This is a genomic window from Kytococcus sp. HMSC28H12 (assembly GCF_001816045.1).
GTDB lineage: Bacteria > Actinomycetota > Actinomycetes > Actinomycetales > Dermatophilaceae > Kytococcus > Kytococcus schroeteri.
In genome coordinates, this window is the sequence record NZ_KV824471.1 from 1 (window position 1) to 16109 (window position 16109).

Below are 16109 nucleotides of genomic sequence, written 5' to 3' on the forward strand. Positions count from 1 at the left end.
GGGGCCTGGGCAGCCGCGGGGGCGGCCGCAGCGGCCGGAGCCGCCTGGGCCCCGCCCTGACCGCCACCGGCCAGCGCCTGCTCCACGTCCTGGCGCGTGATGATGCCGTTCGGCCCGGTGGGCGTGACGGTCCGCAGGTCGATGCCGTTGTCCTTGGCGAACTTGCGCACCGGCGGCTTGGCCTTGGGGCGCGAACCGCCGGAGGCCGCGTGGCCCACGGACTCGTGCACCGGCTGGGCCGTGCGGGCCGAGGCCTGCGTCGGCTCGGCCACCTGACGCTGGCCGTAGGCGCCCTCGCCGGGCACCTCGGGCATGCGCTCACCGGACGGCGCCGGGGCGCCCCCCTTGCGGCGGCGGCGCGAGGTGGCACCGGCCACCGCGCCGTAGCCCACCAGGTTGGCCACGCGCTCCTCGCCGTCAGCCTCACCCGCGGGGGCCTCGGCAGAGTCGGCACCCCCGTCGGCCGGGGCCGCGGCGGCGGGCGCACCGGCACCGGTGCGGATGGCGATGATCGCCTCACCCACCGGGACCTCCTGGCCCTCCTCGGCCAGGATCGCCTCGACCGTGCCGGCGAACGGGATCGGCAGCTCCACCAGCGACTTGGCGGTCTCCACCTCGACGACGACGTCGTTGACCTTGACCTGGTCGCCGACCTTCACCTTCCAGGAGACGATCTCGGCCTCCGTCAGGCCCTCGCCGGGGTCCGGGAGCACGTAGTGCTCCACGCCCCCACCGGAGGCGGCACCGCCGGCGGCCGGGGCCGACGGTGCGGGCGCCTCGGCAACGGCGGGCGCCCCACCGGCATCGGCGGCACCCATGGACGAGGCACCACCGGCCGGCGCGGCGGACCCACCGCCCTCACCGTCCTCGATGGCGATGATCGGCGCGCCGACCTCCACCTCGTCACCCTCCTGGGCCAGCAGCTCCACCACGGTGCCGGCGAACGGCACGGGCAGCTCCACCAGCGACTTGGCGGTCTCCACCTCGACGACGACGTCGTTGACCTTGACCTGGTCGCCGACCTTCACCTTCCAGGAGACGATCTCGGCCTCGGTCAGACCCTCACCGGGGTCCGGAAGCACGTAGTGCTGAATGGTCATGTGCGTTGCTCCCTCCGGCGCGTCAGTGCGCCAGGACCTCGTCGACGTGGAACAGGATGCGGTCCAGGTTGGGGAGGTACTCCTCCTCGTAGCGGCTGGGCGGGTAGGGGATGTTGTACCCACCGCAGCGCGCCACCGGCGCCTCCAGCTCGTAGAAGCACTTCTCCGTGATCTGCGCGGCGATCTCCGAGCCCATGCCCAGGAAGGTGGGCGCCTCGTGCACCACCACCACGCGACCGGTCTTGCGCACGGACTCCAGCACCGGGCCGAGGTCCAGCGGGTTGAGCGTGCGCAGGTTGATGACCTCGAGCGAGCGGCCCTCCTGCTCGGCCGCGGCGGCGGCCTGCATGCAGGTCTTCACCATGGGGCCATAGGTCACCACGGTGACGTCCGTGCCCGGGCGCACCACCTGCGAGGCGTGCAGCGGCAGCGCGGCCTCGCCATCGGTGGCGAAGTCGACCTCGCCCTTCTCGTGGTAGCGGCGCTTGGGCTCGTAGAAGACCACCGGGTCGTCGGACTTGATGGCCTGCTGCATCATCCAGTAACCGTCCTCCGGAGTGGCCGCACAGACCACCTTGAGGCCCGCGGTGTGCGCGAAGTAGGCCTCGTTGGACTCGCTGTGGTGCTCCACGGCACCGATGCCGCCGCCGAACGGGATGCGGATGACGATCGGCATCTTCAGGTGGCCCAGCGAGCGGGCGTGCATCTTGGACACCTGGCTGACGATGTGGTCGAAGGCCGGGTAAACGAAGCCGTCGAACTGGATCTCCACCACCGGGCGGTAGCCGCGCAGGGCCAGGCCCACGGCGGACCCGACGATGCCGGACTCGGCCAGCGGGGTGTCGATGACCCGCTCCTCGCCGAACTCGTCCACCAGGCCCTCGGTGATGCGGAACACGCCACCCAGGCGGCCGATGTCCTCGCCGAGCATGACCACCTTGGGGTCGTCCTGCATGGCCTTGCGCATGCCGGCGTTGAGTGCCTTCGCCAGCGTCATCTTCTTGGCGCTCATGGTGCTCAGTTCCCTTCGAAGCCGGCGTGGTACTCGACGAACGCCCGACCCTCGTCGGTCAGCGGGGCGTGCTCGCCGGAGTAGGTGTGGTCGAACATGGTGGCCAGCTCGGGGTCCGGCATGGTCTGGCAAGCCTTGCGCACGCGCGCGGCCAGCTCGTCGGCCTCGGCGTCCACTGCGGCGAAGTACTCGTCGTCCCCGACCCCGCGGGCCACCATGTGCTTCTTCAGGCGGTCGATGGGGTCCTTGGCCTTCCACGCCTGCACGTGCGCGTCGTCGCGGTACTTGGTGGGGTCGTCCGACGTGGTGTGCGCACCCATGCGGTAGGTGAACGCCTCCACCAGCACCGGGCCCTTGCCGGAACGGGCGTGGTCGAGCGCCCAGGCGCCCACCGCCATCGAGGCCAGGACGTCGTTGCCGTCCACGCGCACGCCCGGGAAGCCGAAGCCGGCGGCGCGCTTGAAGGGCTCGATGACGAAGTTGCGGTGCGTGGGCTCGGAGATGGCCCACTGGTTGTTCTGCACGAAGAACACGCACGGCGACTTGGCGACGGCCGCGAAGACCATGGCCTCGTTGTAGTCACCCTGCGAGGTGCCGCCGTCACCGGTGCAGGCCACCACGGCGGTGTCCACGGTGTCGTCGCCGGTGGCCCAGGCGCCGTCCAGCTGCACGCCGCGGGCGTAGCCGGTGGCGTGCAGCATCTGGTTGCCGATGACGATGGTGTACAGGTGGAAGTTGTTCTCCTTGGAGTCCCAGCCACCGTGGTTGACGCCGCGGAACATGCCCAGCAGGTTCTCCGGCGGGACGCCCTTGGTCCAGGCCAGGCCGTGCTCGCGGTAGCCCGGGAAGACGTAGTCCTGCGGCTTGAGCGCACGGCCCAGACCCACCTGCGCGGCCTCCTGGCCCAGCAGGCTCGGCCACAGGCCCAGCTCGCCCTGGCGCTGCAGCGCGAAGCCCTCGGCGTCCACGCGGCGCACCAGCACCATGTCGCGGTAGAGCGCCTTGAGGAACTCGTCGTCCACGCCCTGCAGGTAGTGGGCGTACGGCGCGTTCAACTCGGTCTCGACGCGCTCCCCCTCGGCGGTCAGGAACTGCACCATCTCCGGGCCGCCGTCGGTGATGTCCACCGGGGTCCCGGCGGTCTCGGCGGCGGCACGCGCCTCCGGTGACTGTGCGGCCGGGGCGGCACCCTCGGGGGCCCGTGCCGCGCTGTCCTGGAGGGCGTCCTCCGGGATCGGGGCGTTCTGGTCGCTCACGATGTCTCCTCGTTCGGTACTGGGCGCCGTCACGGCGCGCACCGCCTCACCCGTGGGATCGAACGGGCGGGCTTGTGGCTCAGGTCACGCTACTACGGGGGCCGGGGCCGTCGGACCCGGGTGGGGACCCGACGGCCCCGGCCGTGACGCGCTCAGGCGTTCCGCTCGCGGAAGGCGCGGGCGACCTCCAGGAAGCGCGCGTTCGCCTCGTCCTCGCCGATGGTGACGCGCACGCCCTCGCCGGCGAAGGGGCGCACCACGAGGCCCTGCGCGGCGGCGGCCTCGGCGAAGTCCACGGTCTGCTCGCCCAGCGGCAGCCACACGAAATTGCCCTGTGCGTCGGGGATCTCCCAGCCCTGCTCGCGCAGGCCGTCCACCACCACGCGGCGCTGGTCCTTGAGATGTGCCACGCGCTCGTCGAGCTCGTCCATGGCGGCATAGCTGGCCACCACGGCGTCCTGCGCCAGCTGGCTCACACCGAAGGGCACGGCGGCCTTGCGCAGCGCCTCGGCCACGCGGGGGCTGGCGATGGCGTAGCCCACGCGCAGGCCCGCCAGGCCGTAGGCCTTGGAGAAGGTGCGCAGCACCACCACGTTGGGGTGGGCGCGCTGCACGGCCAGGGCGTCCGGCACGTCCTCGGCGTCGGTGAACTCCAGGTAGGCCTCGTCGATGACCACCAACACGTCCTTGGGCACGGCGGCGAGGAACTCCTCGAGCTCGCCGGTGCGGACCGTGGGGCCGGTGGGGTTGTTGGGCGTGCAGACGATCACCAGGCGGGTGCGCTCGGTGACCGCCTCCGCCATCGCGGGCAGGTCATGGCGGGCCTCGGCGTCCAGCGGCACCTGCACGCTCCTCGCGCCGGCCAGGCCGATGACGATGGGGTAGGCCTCGAACGAGCGCCAGGCGTAGACCACCTCGTCGCCGGGCTCGCAGGTGATCTGCACGAGCTGCTGGAGCAGGCCCACCGAGCCCGTGCCCACGGCCACGTTCTCCGGCTGGGTGCCGCAGTTGTCGGCGATGGCCTCCAGCAGGCGGGTGGCGCCCATGTCCGGGTAGCGGTGGAAGCTCTGGGCGGCGTCGGCCACGGCCCGGGCCACCGACGGCAGCGGCGGGTAGGGGTTCTCGTTGGAGCTGATCTTGTAGCTCGTGAGGCCCTCCACCGCGGGGGCGGGCTTGCCGGGCTTGTAGGCCGGCAGCGCGTCGAGGGCGTCGCGGAGACGCACCTGGTCGGTGGTGAAGGTGGCCTGGTCGGTGGGGTCGCTCATGGGGCTCAATCTAACGTCGCCCAGGTCACACCCGGACCGCGGTGGTGGGAGGCTGGGGGGCATGGCCGACCTGCTGCTCAAGACCGTCGTCAACGGTGCCGCCCTGTGGGTGGCCGCCCTGCTCGTGCCCGGCATCGCGCTGGGCGACCCCTCGGACCCGCTCGGCTCCCGCCTGGTGACCGTCCTGCTGGTGGCGCTGGTGTTCGGCGTCATCAACGCCCTGGTGAAGCCGGTGGTGAAGTTCTTCAGCTTCCCGTTCATCGTGCTGACCCTGGGGTTGTTCACCTTCGTGGTGAACGCGCTGATGCTGCAGCTGCTCTCCTGGGCGGCCGGCAGGCTGGGACTGGCCTTCCACGTGGACCGCTTCTTCTGGAGCGCCGTGATCGGGGCCGTGGTGGTGACGGTGGTGGCCATGGTGCTCGATGCCGTGGTGCCCGACACGGAGTCCGACCGGCGCACGCTGCGGCGGTACTGACCAGCCGAGGCGGGGCGGCGCGCTGGCCGGACGCTGCACCGGGGGTCTGCCCGGATCGGGAGCTCTGGTGGGGCGCCGGGAGACGGGCCGGTCCGCAACCGAGGCACGTCGCGTTCACCGACCGGCAACGATTCCGTCACCCGCTCATCACCGTGAAAGCACCTCTGCCACCTAGCGTCCCGCGCATGCCCCCCACCCTCACCCGCCGTACCCTGCTCACCGCCTCCACCGCCGGCGCCACACTGGCCGGCCTCACCACCGCCTCGGGGGCCACGGCCCTCGGACAGGACGTGACCCCCGCCCACCGCCCCCTGCGCGGCAACCCGTTCACCCTCGGGGTGGCCTCGGGCGATCCCGCCCCCGACGGCATGGTGCTGTGGACCCGCCTGGCCACCGACCCCCTGGCCGAGGACGGGCTCGGCGGCATGCCGGCCCGCACCGTCCCCGTGCAGTGGCAGGTGGCCACCGACGCGCGCATGCGCCACGTGGTGGCACGCGGCACGGAGCTGGCCCGCCCCACCGGCGCCCACTCGGTGCACGTGGAGCTGCACGGGCTGCGCCCCGGCCGCGAGTACTTCTACCGCTTCCGCGCCGGCCGCCACCTCTCGGAGGTGGGGCGCACCCGGACCGCCCCCGCCCCCGGCGAGATGCCCGCGGCGCTGGCCATGGCCTTTGCCAGCTGCGCGCAGTACGAGCACGGCTGGTTCACCGCCTACCGGCGACTGGCCGAGGACCAGCCGGACCTGGTGCTGCACCTGGGCGACTACCAGTACGAGTACACCGCGGGCGACTACGTGGCCCCCGGCGGCAACGTCCGCGACCACCTGGGCCCGGAGACGGTCACCCTCGCCGGCTACCGCCAGCGCCACGCCCAGTACAAGACGGACCCCGACCTGCAGGCCGCCCACCTGGTGGCGCCGTGGCTGGTCGTGTGGGACGACCACGAGGTGGACAACAACTGGGCCGACGAGGTGCACGAGAAGCCCGAGATCCCGCAGCCGGACTTCCTGGCCCGCCGCGCCGCGGCGATGCAGGCCTACTACGAGAACATGCCGCTGCGCCGCCGGCAGATGCCTCGCGGCATCGACACCCTGCTGTACCGCAGGGTGCAGTGGGGACAGTTGGCGAACTTCCACATGATGGACACCCGCCAGTACCGCGACGACCAGGCCTGCGGCGACGGCTGGGACACCAACTGCACCGAGCGCCTGGACCCGGCCCGCACCCTCACCGGCGACGAGCAGGAGGCCTGGCTGCTGGGCAACCTGCGCCGCTCCTCCCAGCGGTGGGACGTGCTGGGCCAGCAGGTGTTCTTCGCCGAGCGCGACGGAAAGGTGGAGCCCGAGCTGGAGCACCACTCCAACGACGGCTGGGACGGCTACGTCGGCTCGCGCGACCGCATCACCCGCGGGTGGGTGGACGCCGGGGTGCGCAACCCGGTGGTTCTCACCGGTGACGTGCACCGCCACTGGGCGGCCGACGTGTTGGCGGACTTCGAGGGCGAGGGTGCCGAGGCCGAGCGCGTGGTGGGCGCTGAGCTGGTGTGCTCCTCCATCACCTCCGGCGGCGACGGTGACGCCACGAAGACCGACCCGATCCTGGGGTGGAACGACCATCTGCGCTACTACAAGGACCTGCGCGGGTACGTGCGCACCACCATCACCCCCGAGGCCATGACGGCGGACTTCCGCGTGCTGGCCGACGTCTCCTCCGGGACGGCCGAGGCTCGCACGGACGTGAGCTTCCGCATCAACGACGGCGTGCCGGGCCTCGAGGCGGTGGCGCCCCGGGCCTGAGGACTGGAGCCCAGCGGACCGGGCCCTGCCCAGCAGCGGGCAAGCCCCCTCGCACCCCAACCCCTACTTTGCGAAGTGTTCTCAGAAGAGCCTATCCTCCGCCCATGCGAACGATTCTCACACATCCGCGTCGTCTGGGCCTGGCCCTCTCCGTCTGCCTCGGCGGCACCACCGCCCTGACCGCCTGCGGAACCGAGGAGTCCGGCGGCGACACCTCGGCCAGCACCTCGGGCAGCGAGACCGGGGCCGCCGAGGAGAGCCACGACCACGAGGGCGAGGAGTCCCACGACCACGGCGACGACGCGAAGGCCGCCGAGCCGACCGAGACCGCGGGCGCCCAGCCCCGCATCGCCTACACGTACGACGGCGGCGTGCAGGTGCTCGACGCCACCACGCTGAAGCCCGTGGGCAAGCCGCTGGAGGCCGAGGGCTTCGTGCGCCTCAACGACATGGGTGACGGCCGCCACCTCGCACTCTCCGAGGGCAACCACTGGCAGGTGCTCGACCTGGGCGTGTGGAGCCAGCCCCACGGCGACCACTCGCACAGCTACGCCAAGGACCCGGTGCGCACCGACATCGCCATCGAGGGCGAGCACCCCGGCCATGTGACCTTCGACGACGGCCGTGTGCTCACCTGGGCCGACGGCACCGGCACCGTCAAAGAGTTCACGGCCGAGTCGCTGCTGGCCGGGGTCACCCCCAAGACCAAGGACTGGACCGCCGAGCACACCCACCACGGCGTGGCCGTGCCCACCCACGACGGCGGCATGCTCGTGACCGTGGGCACCGAGGACGAGCGGAACGGCGTCATGGCGCTGGACGCCGGCGGCAAGAAGCTGGCCGAGTACGACAACTGCCCGGGTGTGCACGGCGAGGCCGAGGTCAAGGGCGGCGTGGTGTTCGGCTGCGAGAACGGCGCGGTCATCTGGGACGGCAAGCGCTTCAAGCCGGTCGACGGGCCCGGCGACTACTCGCGCGTGGGCACCATCAAGGGCTCGGCCAAGAGCCCGGTGGCCTTCCACGACCTCGAGGTGCAGAAGGACGCCGAGTTCGAGCGCCCCGAGCAGGTGGCCATGACGGACGTGCGCACCGGCACGATGCGGACCGTGGACCTGGGCACCTCGTACTGGTTCCGCTCGCTGGGGCGTGCGTCCGACGGCGACGGTCTGGTCCTGGGCTACGACGGCGCGCTGCACCGCATCGACACCGAGACCGGCAAGGTCACGGACAAGCTGCCCGTGATCAAGGCGTGGAAGGAGAAGGAGGACTGGCAGAAGCCGGGCCCGGCGCTGCACGTCATGGGCGACACCGCGTGGGTGACCGAGCCGGCCACCCAGAAGGTGCACCGCATCGACCTGAAGGCGTGGAAGGTCACCAAGTCCGCCACGCTGGAGCACGTGCCCAACGAGCTCAACGGTGTGGACGCCGAGGTGCCGGAGTTCGCCGTCGAGGAGGAGCACGGTGACCACGGCCACGAGGGCCACGACCACGGCGAGGGTCACGACCACGAGGACCACGACCACGGCGAGGGTCACGACCACGACCACGAGCACGACCACTCCGAGGAGAGCGGCCACGAGGGCCACAGCCACTGAGGCCCGCTCCACCACATCGGGGGTGGGTCCGGTTCACCCGGGGTGACGTACGCCGTGGGCGGCGTCGACCCCGACCAACCGGACCCACCCCTTCTTGGGCGCCGTCACCCGGCGGCGGCGTCACCTCGCTCCCGCCGCGTCACGGCATCCGTGCTGCCTCCCGGTCGAGCACCTCGTCCACGCGCCCGTCCTCGATGGCGCGCACCACGCCCCGCACGGCCGGCTCCACCTGGTCGTACATGGCCGTGAACGCCGGGGCGTCCTGGCCGTACGGGTCCGGCACGGCCTGCGCGCCGTCCCGCTCGGCCCCCGGCGCGAACGCCCCGAGCATCACCACTCGCCGCGCCGCCTCGGCATCGGGCGACAGGGCGCGGACGTCGCGCAGGTTGGACTCGTCCATCACCAGCACCAGGTCGGCCTCGGCCACCTCCCGCGCACCCAGCTGGCGGGCCACCGTGTCGAAGACGTAGCCGCGGCGCTCCCCCTCGGCCCGGCTCAGGTGGTACGGCTCCTCCCCCACGTGCCAGCCACCGGTTCCCGCGGAGGTCACCTCCACGTCCTCGATGCCGGCCGCACGCAGCTCGTGCACGAGCACGGCCTCGGCAGCGGGCGAGCGGCAGATGTTGCCCAGGCAGACGACCTCGATGCGCATGGCCCCACCCTCGCACGGACGGTGGCAGGCTGAGCGCGTGAGCAACCCCGACCCGCACCCCAGCGAGACCACCTGCGGCCCCGACGACGCCGACTGCCCGGTCGTCCTGGCCCCGCGCGAGGTGCCCCTGGGCGGGCCGCGCGCCATGACCGTGCGGCGCACCCTGCCCGCCCGCGAGCGCTCCCTCATCGGGGCGTGGTGCTTCCTGAACCACTACGGGCCGGACGACGTGCGCGAGACCGGCGGCATGGACGTCACGCGCCACCCGCACACCGGGCTGGCCACCGTGTCCTGGCTGTTCACCGGCGAGATCAACCACCTCGACTCCACCGGCGGGCAGGCGCGGGTGCGCCCGGGGCTGCTGGTGCGGCAGCGGGCAGGGCGGCAGGTGCTGTACGTGCGCACCGAGCTGGGCGACCGCCTGGCCGGGTGACCTCAGGGGAGGAGGTCCCGGTACAGATCACCGCCTGTGGTCCGGAAATCCGCCCCACGGGGCGTACCTCTGGACCGGAGACGGGCATCTGGGGCGGGCCGGCCGAGGCCGGGGCGGGTCTCAGGGGAGGGTCCACCACAGGGCGAGGCCGAGACAGGTCAGGCACACCATCCCGAACAGCGCCACCCACACCCCGCCGGGGACGCCGGTGAGGTCGGCCAGCTGATCGGCGTCGTCGGTGCCCCGTCGCCCTCGACGCCGGGCCCGCGAGCGCCCCTCCTGCAGCGAGAGCACAGCCCGCGGCGCGGCCAGCAGCAGCCCCCACACGGTCACGTGCGCCGCAGCGGTGACGAGCCACCCCGGCGCCCACCAGGAGAGCGCCCCCACCACGCCGCCGAGTCCGACGACCACCAGGGCGCCGTACCCGTTGCGGACGAGGGGCAGCATCGCCACGCACAGGCCCACCAGCACCCACAGCCAGGCCGCCGCGTGGCCCGCACCCAGCACGGCCGCCCCCGCCAGCCCCAGCAACGCCGGTGCCGGGTATCCGGCCGCCAGCGTGGCCACCATGCCGGGCCCGCGCGGCCGCCCGCGCGAGACGGTCACCCCCGAGGTGTCGCGATGCAGGGTGATGCCCGACAGCCGGCGCCCCACCAGCAGCGCCACCACGGCGTGCGCGGCCTCGTGCACCACCGTCACCAGGTGCCGCGCCAGGTGGTGGCCGGTCGGGCTCCACGTGATGGCGAACGCCAGCCCCACCAGCGCCAGCGCGGCCACGGGGTGCAGCGGCGGCTGGGTGGCGGTCACGCGGGCCCACAGCTCGTGCATCACCGGCGCAGGGTGTCACGCCGGGCTGGGACCCGCGGGGCGCCCCGTTAAGGTGACCGCGCCCACACGGCATCGGGCCCCCTGGTGCCGCCACCCACCTGGAGGACCCGTGGAGAACACGCGCGACGTGGAGTCCGGCATCCACACCGACTTCCGTGCCGAGATGAGCTACAGCAGCTACCTGGACCTGGACCGGCTGCTCTCCGCCCAGCACCCCGTGAGTCGGCCCGAGCACCACGACGAGATGCTCTTCATCATCCAGCACCAGACCTCCGAGCTGTGGCTGAAGCTCGTCCTGCACGAGATCCGCTCGGCCATGGAGCTGCTGGCCGCCGACGAGATGCGCATGTCGCTCAAGCGCATCGCGCGCGTGAAGCACATCCAGAAGACGCTCACCGAGCAGTGGAGCGTGCTGGCCACCCTCACCCCCAGCGAGTACATGGAGTTCCGCGACTTCCTGGGCCACGCCAGCGGCTTCCAGTCGTTCCAGTACCGCGCCGTGGAGTTCGCCCTGGGCAACAAGAACGCCGCCATGCTGCCGGTGCACGAGGCCAACCCCGAGGCCCACGCCCTGCTCACTGAGCTGCTCGCGACCCCCAGCCTGTACGACGAGTTCCTCCGCTGCCTGGCCCGGCGCGGGTACGCCGTGCCGCAGCGGGTGCTGGAGCGGGACGTGACGGTGGCCCACAGGGAGGACCCGGAGCTGACCAAGGTCTTCACCGAGATCTATGAGAACGCCGACGCGCACTGGGACGTCTACGAGGCGTGCGAGGAGCTGGTGGACCTGGAGGACAACTTCCAGCTCTGGCGCTTCCGGCACCTCAAGACGGTGCAGCGCGTGATCGGCATGAAGACCGGGACCGGCGGGTCCTCCGGCGTGGGCTTCCTGCAGCGGGCACTGGACCTCACCTTCTTCCCCGAGCTGTTCAGCGTCCGAACCGAGGTCTGAGCCCTACCGCGTTTCAGTGCAGAGCACGTCCCCCCCCGGGGGAAGATCGCGAGGCACGGCAGCCTCTACCTTGGCCGTACGACCACCACATTCAGGGGGGACCATGATCAAGCGCACCTCGATCGCTACTGCCACAGTCAGTCTGTTGTCGGCGCTGCTTATCACTACAGAGGACGATCCGGGGCCCACCTCCACGCCCCCCGAAGAAACGGCACTCGTAGCCGCAACCACCGCACCAGAGAGCCCCGAACACGAGTTCAATGCCCGGCTCGCCGAGTGGTTGCAGGAGAACGGTGACGTCTATTCCACCGCCGAGATCACATCGCCTTCCTCGGCCGAGGTCATCCTGACCGCTGGGGGCCGCTCACGCGACACCTCGCTCCTCACCAGCACGCCGGGCATGACCGTGTCCATCCGCTACAGCGGCACCATGACACAAGACCAGATGACCCAACACCAACTCGCTGCCATGTCGGCAACCGGCTCCGAGTACACCGAGTCCCACCCCGAATCCGGGATCATCGACGTCTATGTGCCCCATGCGGACAACGCCCTCCACGGGGCACTGTCCGCGACCACTTCCCTGCAGGCGGAGGGTCTTTCGATCCGGGTCATCGAAGACCCGACCGTCACCACGCAACCGGAGCACTCCTTCAAAGGAGGGGGAGCCCTCAACGATGGGAACTGCACCGCGGGGTGGGCGATCAAGAACGTGTTCGGCTCCCGCCAGGGCATCGTGACTGCCGACCACTGCACCGGCATGAGCAGGTCCACCTTCTCCCCTGCCGGGATCCTCCCCGGCTACGGCGCATTTCTCGCCCTGTGACCATGTCGACGACATGCGCGATCAGCCGAGCGATCGTGGCGGCCGCCCTTGCGGCCACCACCCTCACCGCGTGCACAGGCACGTCGGACGGCTCTGACACCACCAGACCACCGTCCACGGACGCCCCTCCGAGCACCCCGCCGGCGCACTCGGCACCCACCCCCAGCACGCCGGACGCGTTCCTGCCGAGCTCGACAGCTGAGGGCGGCATCCTCTTCCATGAGATGCCCGCAGAGGGAAACGACCTGCGCATGTCTGGCCTGTTCGACCTCCGCGACGGGTGCCTCACCGGTATCGACCCGGACACCGGCACGCGGTATCCGGTCTCGCTCCTGGCGGGCTCCACGGTGGAGGACGACCGCGTCTCGATGCCGGACGGGAGCTCGATCGAGATCGGCGTGCCCTTCCACAGTTCCGGCGTGGAGATCGACGACGAGGCGCCCACCGGCGAGGCGCCGGCGGACGGGGCCACCCCCTCCAGCACGAGAACTCCTGTCGCCCGCATGGGGCTCCTCGACGATGCCGACGGGTACGCGCAGAAGTGCGGATTGGACCAGGCCGAGGTCAGCCGCTTCCTGTGGGTGCACGGAGACCTCACGCCCGCCACCGGTGCGAGTCGCTCCTCGGGCTGAGAACCCTCGCGCTCCATGCCGTGGACGATCGTCCACGGCCCGCTCGCCAGCCGGAGCAGACACGCACATGCACATGTGTATGGTTGATGCATGAGCGCGATGGAGCACCGGATGCAGCTGCTGCTCGACGAAGCCCGGCTGACGCGACTGCGCAAGAGGGCGCAGGAACAGGGGGTCTCGGTGTCCGCGGTGGTGCGCGCCGCCATCGACGCGTCCTTCGAGGACGACGCCGCGCAGCGCAGGGCCGAGGCCGGGCGGAGGTTCCTGGAGCTGGCCGCGGAGAACGTGGACCACGAACCCCCGGAGGAGCCGGACGCCATCGAGCGGGTGCGCGACGACATGGATGCTCAGTTCCTCGCGAAGATGGGGCGCTTGTGAAGCGCGCCTTCATCGACTCCACCGTGCTGCTCCACGCTGCGGGCGGCGACCATGCCGCGCGGGAGGGCAGCGTCCGCTGGGTGCGGGCGGGGACCGAGGGGCTGGTGGTGCTGCACGCGAGCGTGGAGGCGGGCCAGGAGTACCTGTTCCACCGCACACGTCGCCGGGGACCCGAGCGCGCCGCGCAGGAGTTCGAGGCAATGGAGGAGCTCATCGTCTGGCACCCGGTCGACCAAGAGATCCTGCGCCGCACGGCCGCCCTGGTGGCGACCGGCGCCATCGGCGGTCGCGATGCGGTGCACGCGGCCACCGCGCTGGCCGCCGGGTTCACCGAGATCGTCTCCGCCGACCGCGACTTCGACCGCGTGCCGGGACTGACCCGCCGCTCCCCCGACGACCTGCCCACCACCTGAGGAGGCCCGAGTGACCACCCTGACCACCCCCGATGCCGTGCGCGCCCGCGCCGCGGAGCTGGACGCCGCCGACCCGCTGGCGGGCTACCACGAGCACTTCGTGCCAATGGGCGAGGGGCGCGGCGCCGAGGCCGGAGAGGTGCTGGCCTACCTGGACGGCAACTCCCTGGGACGGCCACTGAAGGCCGCCGGCGAGGCGCTGGACCGCATCGTGCGCGAGGCCTGGGGCACCCGGCTGATCCGCTCCTGGGACGAGCAGTGGATGGACCTCCCGCTGCGCCTGGGCGACCGCGTGGGCGAGGTGGCCCTGGGAGCCGCGCCCGGACAGGTGGTGGTGGCCGACTCCACCACGGTGATGCTCTACAAGCTGCTGCGTGCCGGCCTGGAGGCCGCCCGGGCCGCCGACCCCACGCGCCGGCAGGTGGTGGTGGACAGCGAGAACTTCCCCACCGACCGGTACGTGGCCGAGGGCGTGGCGGCGGAGTGCGACGCGGAGCTGGTGTGGATCGAGCCGGACCCCGCCACCGGGGTGACCGCCGACCAGGTGCGCGATGCCGTGGGGCCGGCCACCGCCGTGGTGCTGCTGAGCCACGTGGCGTACAAGTCCGCGTGGATCGCCGACCTGCCGCAGATCACCCGCATCGTGCACGAGGCCGGCGCGCTGGTGCTGTGGGACCTGTGCCACTCGGCCGGCGTGGTGCCGGTGGACCTGGACGCCCACGAGGTGGACCTGGCCGTGGGCTGCACCTACAAGTACCTCAACGGTGGGCCCGGCGCCCCGGCCTTCGGGTACGTGGCGGCCAGGCACCAGGCGTCGATGCGCCAGCCGATCCAGGGGTGGATGGGGCACGCCGAGCCGTTCAGGATGGGCCCCGGCTACGAGCCCTCGCCCGGCATGCGGCGCTTCATCTCCGGCACGCCGCCGGTGCTGGGCATGGTGCCGCTGGGCGAGATGGTGGAGCTTCTGGCCGAGGCCGGGCTGCCCGCGGTGACAACCAAGGCCGCGGACCTCACCACCTTCGTGGTGGAGGTGGCCGAGGGGCTGCTGGCCCGCCACGGGGTGCGGGTGGACTCCCCTGCCGACCCGGCGCGACGCGGCGGACACATCACGCTGGGGCACCCGGACTCGCGGGAGCTCACCGCACGGCTGTGGGAGGCCGGGGTGGTGCCGGACTTCCGCAACCCGGACGGCATCCGCATCGGCATGTCGCCGCTGAGCACGTCGTTCAGCGAGGTGGCCGAGGGGCTGCTGGTGCTGGATGGTCTGCTCGCCGGGCGAGGCTGAGCGGGCGCGGGGGTGGGCGCCGTCGGACGCCCCACCCCCGCTGGGGTCAACCGTTCACGAGCACCATGGCTCGATCCGGCACCACAGCGATGTCGACGGTAGCCGCCCGCCCATCGCACTCAAGGCGAAGTGTCACGGAATCAACAGCATCGCCTGGCTCGGCCCCCACCACGCCCGCGGGGATCGTCATCTCAGAAGACCTGTGCTGACTGCTCTTCCAGTCGTCGGCCAAGTCGCAGTCACCCTCGGGGAAGGAGAAGTGGTCCGCATAGAAGCGGACCGCCGCGTCGTCGTCGGTTTGCTCCGGAGCACTGCCGACCACCAGGCCTCGAGCGGCGTCACCGTCGCCGCGCTCCACTCGGTGGAAGAACGCCGCGGCCGTGGCCACACTGTCCCCCTCACGCGGGTCCGGAGAACCCACGCCAGCACAACCCGCCACAAGCATGGGCAGACATGTCACCACGGAGAGAAGAGTCCATCTTCTCAGCTGCACGAGAACCGCCTCCTGACATCAAGGGTTGCACTTGTTTTGAGCTTGACGCCACCAACTCACATACCGACGCCAAGATTCCATGTTGTAGTCCGGCTCCCAGTGGGTAGGACCACCGAAGAAAACATGGCAGTAGTGCTGCTCACGGATAGTTCCCGTGTACCAACTCGCTCGACCACCCAGCTGGGAGCGGACCTCATCCCGGTGATAGCCGAAGGTGGCGCGCCCAGTCCACGCCCGCCCCCAGGGCGTCACGAAGGCATTGATCTTGTACCGAGACTTAGTGCCAGAGATCGTGGATTTGTGATAAAGACGCTTTCCCAAGTACGGGTCGGCGACCACAGGGAAATCTTCGGGCAACAAGCCTGACGGGGCGATCTCCTGGGCAAGCACCCCACGCTGCTCATCCCACACATAGCGCGTCCCCAGGTTCTTGCCCGATGACGACCGCGCCCAGACCGGCGCCATGCCTGCCACCAGATTCCCGCGAGAGTCCTCGATGGCAACGCCAGCAGCCTCCGGGAGAACCCGGATGCGGAACCCAGGGGGCATGTCGATTCGATACTCCGCGACAAGCCGGCCAGGCGCGTCGAACTGAGTGAACAACTGCATTTCACCGAATGGGCGCTCCACCGCGGCGGCCATCTCACGGCCACCCCTCCGGAGAGCGACATCCTTCCGAGGGTCCCAATCTGGCTCATCCGATCTGAGGGTGTAGTCGTGG

General features: G+C 71.4%; 18 protein-coding genes. 10 read left to right on the plus strand and 8 right to left on the minus strand.

What is annotated here, in order from left to right:
- From HMPREF3099_RS06490 to hisC, 4 genes are all read right to left on the minus strand, one after another.
- On the minus strand, positions 1–1100 hold a 1100-nt coding region (locus tag HMPREF3099_RS06490; RefSeq protein ID WP_202816715.1), incomplete at its 3' end, for a biotin/lipoyl-containing protein.
- Positions 1101–1122: 22 nt separating this feature from the next.
- Complete coding sequence (locus tag HMPREF3099_RS06495) at positions 1123–2112, minus strand: alpha-ketoacid dehydrogenase subunit beta (RefSeq protein ID WP_070705239.1); 990 nt, start codon at positions 2110–2112, stop codon at positions 1123–1125.
- Between the two features lie 5 nt (positions 2113–2117).
- On the minus strand, positions 2118–3347 hold the full coding sequence (pdhA, locus tag HMPREF3099_RS06500; protein WP_371327517.1) for a pyruvate dehydrogenase (acetyl-transferring) E1 component subunit alpha: 1230 nt from the start codon (positions 3345–3347) through the stop codon (positions 2118–2120).
- A 173-nt stretch (positions 3348–3520) separates the two neighbouring features.
- The gene (gene hisC / locus HMPREF3099_RS06505) at positions 3521–4633 is read right to left on the minus strand and encodes a histidinol-phosphate transaminase (protein ID WP_070705241.1); all 1113 of its coding nucleotides are present in this window, start codon (positions 4631–4633) and stop codon (positions 3521–3523) included.
- 61 nt (positions 4634–4694) lie between these two features.
- Here hisC and HMPREF3099_RS06510 point away from each other — a divergent pair, with 61 nt between their 5' ends.
- The 3 genes from HMPREF3099_RS06510 (at position 4695) to HMPREF3099_RS06520 (ending at position 8499) form a co-directional block, all read left to right on the plus strand.
- Positions 4695–5108 carry a phage holin family protein gene (locus HMPREF3099_RS06510; RefSeq protein ID WP_070705242.1) on the plus strand — a complete coding sequence of 138 codons (414 nt, stop codon included), beginning with the start codon at positions 4695–4697 and terminating at the stop codon, positions 5106–5108.
- Between the two features lie 185 nt (positions 5109–5293).
- Positions 5294–6904, plus strand: coding sequence for an alkaline phosphatase D family protein (locus tag HMPREF3099_RS06515; protein ID WP_070705243.1), 1611 nt, complete (start codon positions 5294–5296; stop codon positions 6902–6904).
- A gap of 104 nt (positions 6905–7008) precedes the next feature.
- Positions 7009–8499: a hypothetical protein gene (locus HMPREF3099_RS06520; RefSeq protein WP_070705244.1), complete on the plus strand. Its 1491-nt coding sequence runs from the start codon at positions 7009–7011 to the stop codon at positions 8497–8499.
- A 139-nt stretch (positions 8500–8638) separates the two neighbouring features.
- Here HMPREF3099_RS06520 and HMPREF3099_RS06525 read toward each other — a convergent pair whose 3' ends face one another.
- A complete protein-coding gene (locus HMPREF3099_RS06525; protein WP_070705245.1) occupies positions 8639–9151 on the minus strand; it encodes a low molecular weight protein-tyrosine-phosphatase in 513 nt (170 codons plus the stop codon).
- A 37-nt stretch (positions 9152–9188) separates the two neighbouring features.
- Here HMPREF3099_RS06525 and HMPREF3099_RS13455 point away from each other — a divergent pair, with 37 nt between their 5' ends.
- Complete coding sequence (locus tag HMPREF3099_RS13455; protein WP_083323566.1) at positions 9189–9584, plus strand: pirin family protein; 396 nt, start codon at positions 9189–9191, stop codon at positions 9582–9584.
- A gap of 120 nt (positions 9585–9704) precedes the next feature.
- On the opposite strand, the gene HMPREF3099_RS06535 is transcribed toward HMPREF3099_RS13455, so the two are convergent.
- Entirely contained in the window at positions 9705–10412 is a 708-nt protein-coding gene (locus tag HMPREF3099_RS06535; protein WP_070705246.1) for a M50 family metallopeptidase, read from the minus strand.
- A gap of 109 nt (positions 10413–10521) precedes the next feature.
- On the opposite strand from HMPREF3099_RS06535, the gene kynA reads away from it, so the two are divergent.
- The 6 genes from kynA (at position 10522) to HMPREF3099_RS06565 (ending at position 14895) form a co-directional block, all read left to right on the plus strand.
- Positions 10522–11361 carry a tryptophan 2,3-dioxygenase gene (kynA, locus tag HMPREF3099_RS06540; RefSeq protein ID WP_070705247.1) on the plus strand — a complete coding sequence of 280 codons (840 nt, stop codon included), beginning with the start codon at positions 10522–10524 and terminating at the stop codon, positions 11359–11361.
- A gap of 103 nt (positions 11362–11464) precedes the next feature.
- Positions 11465–12187: a hypothetical protein gene (locus HMPREF3099_RS06545; protein WP_070705248.1), complete on the plus strand. Its 723-nt coding sequence runs from the start codon at positions 11465–11467 to the stop codon at positions 12185–12187.
- A 224-nt stretch (positions 12188–12411) separates the two neighbouring features.
- Positions 12412–12819, plus strand: coding sequence for a hypothetical protein (locus HMPREF3099_RS12390; protein WP_141762029.1), 408 nt, complete (start codon positions 12412–12414; stop codon positions 12817–12819).
- 90 nt (positions 12820–12909) lie between these two features.
- Complete coding sequence (locus HMPREF3099_RS06555; RefSeq protein WP_070705250.1) at positions 12910–13197, plus strand: hypothetical protein; 288 nt, start codon at positions 12910–12912, stop codon at positions 13195–13197.
- Positions 13194–13610 (plus strand): type II toxin-antitoxin system VapC family toxin, encoded by a 417-nt coding sequence (locus tag HMPREF3099_RS06560; protein WP_070705251.1) that lies wholly within the window; start codon positions 13194–13196, stop codon positions 13608–13610. The genes HMPREF3099_RS06555 and HMPREF3099_RS06560 overlap by 4 nt, the downstream gene beginning before the upstream one ends.
- A 10-nt stretch (positions 13611–13620) precedes the next feature.
- A complete protein-coding gene (locus tag HMPREF3099_RS06565) occupies positions 13621–14895 on the plus strand; it encodes a kynureninase (protein WP_083323569.1) in 1275 nt (424 codons plus the stop codon).
- A 46-nt stretch (positions 14896–14941) separates the two neighbouring features.
- Here HMPREF3099_RS06565 and HMPREF3099_RS06570 read toward each other — a convergent pair whose 3' ends face one another.
- Together HMPREF3099_RS06570 and HMPREF3099_RS06575 are read right to left on the minus strand one after the other, a co-directional pair.
- Complete coding sequence (locus tag HMPREF3099_RS06570; protein ID WP_070705252.1) at positions 14942–15283, minus strand: hypothetical protein; 342 nt, start codon at positions 15281–15283, stop codon at positions 14942–14944.
- 123 nt (positions 15284–15406) lie between these two features.
- Positions 15407–16109 (minus strand): DUF2599 domain-containing protein (locus tag HMPREF3099_RS06575; RefSeq protein ID WP_237769778.1); only part of this gene is annotated, 703 nt, incomplete at its 5' end.

Coding starts and splice junctions, on each gene's coding strand:
- hisC (WP_070705241.1), bottom strand. CDS start 4,633: ATGAGCGACCCCACCGACCAGGCCACCTTCACCACCGACCAGGTGCGT.
- HMPREF3099_RS06515 (WP_070705243.1), top strand. CDS start 5,294: ATGCCCCCCACCCTCACCCGCCGTACCCTGCTCACCGCCTCCACCGCC.
- HMPREF3099_RS06520 (WP_070705244.1), top strand. CDS start 7,009: ATGCGAACGATTCTCACACATCCGCGTCGTCTGGGCCTGGCCCTCTCC.
- HMPREF3099_RS06545 (WP_070705248.1), top strand. CDS start 11,465: ATGATCAAGCGCACCTCGATCGCTACTGCCACAGTCAGTCTGTTGTCG.
- HMPREF3099_RS06535 (WP_070705246.1), bottom strand. CDS start 10,412: ATGCACGAGCTGTGGGCCCGCGTGACCGCCACCCAGCCGCCGCTGCAC.
- HMPREF3099_RS06495 (WP_070705239.1), bottom strand. CDS start 2,112: ATGAGCGCCAAGAAGATGACGCTGGCGAAGGCACTCAACGCCGGCATG.
- HMPREF3099_RS06510 (WP_070705242.1), top strand. CDS start 4,695: ATGGCCGACCTGCTGCTCAAGACCGTCGTCAACGGTGCCGCCCTGTGG.
- HMPREF3099_RS12390 (WP_141762029.1), top strand. CDS start 12,412: ATGCCCGCAGAGGGAAACGACCTGCGCATGTCTGGCCTGTTCGACCTC.
- HMPREF3099_RS06525 (WP_070705245.1), bottom strand. CDS start 9,151: ATGCGCATCGAGGTCGTCTGCCTGGGCAACATCTGCCGCTCGCCCGCT.
- HMPREF3099_RS06555 (WP_070705250.1), top strand. CDS start 12,910: ATGAGCGCGATGGAGCACCGGATGCAGCTGCTGCTCGACGAAGCCCGG.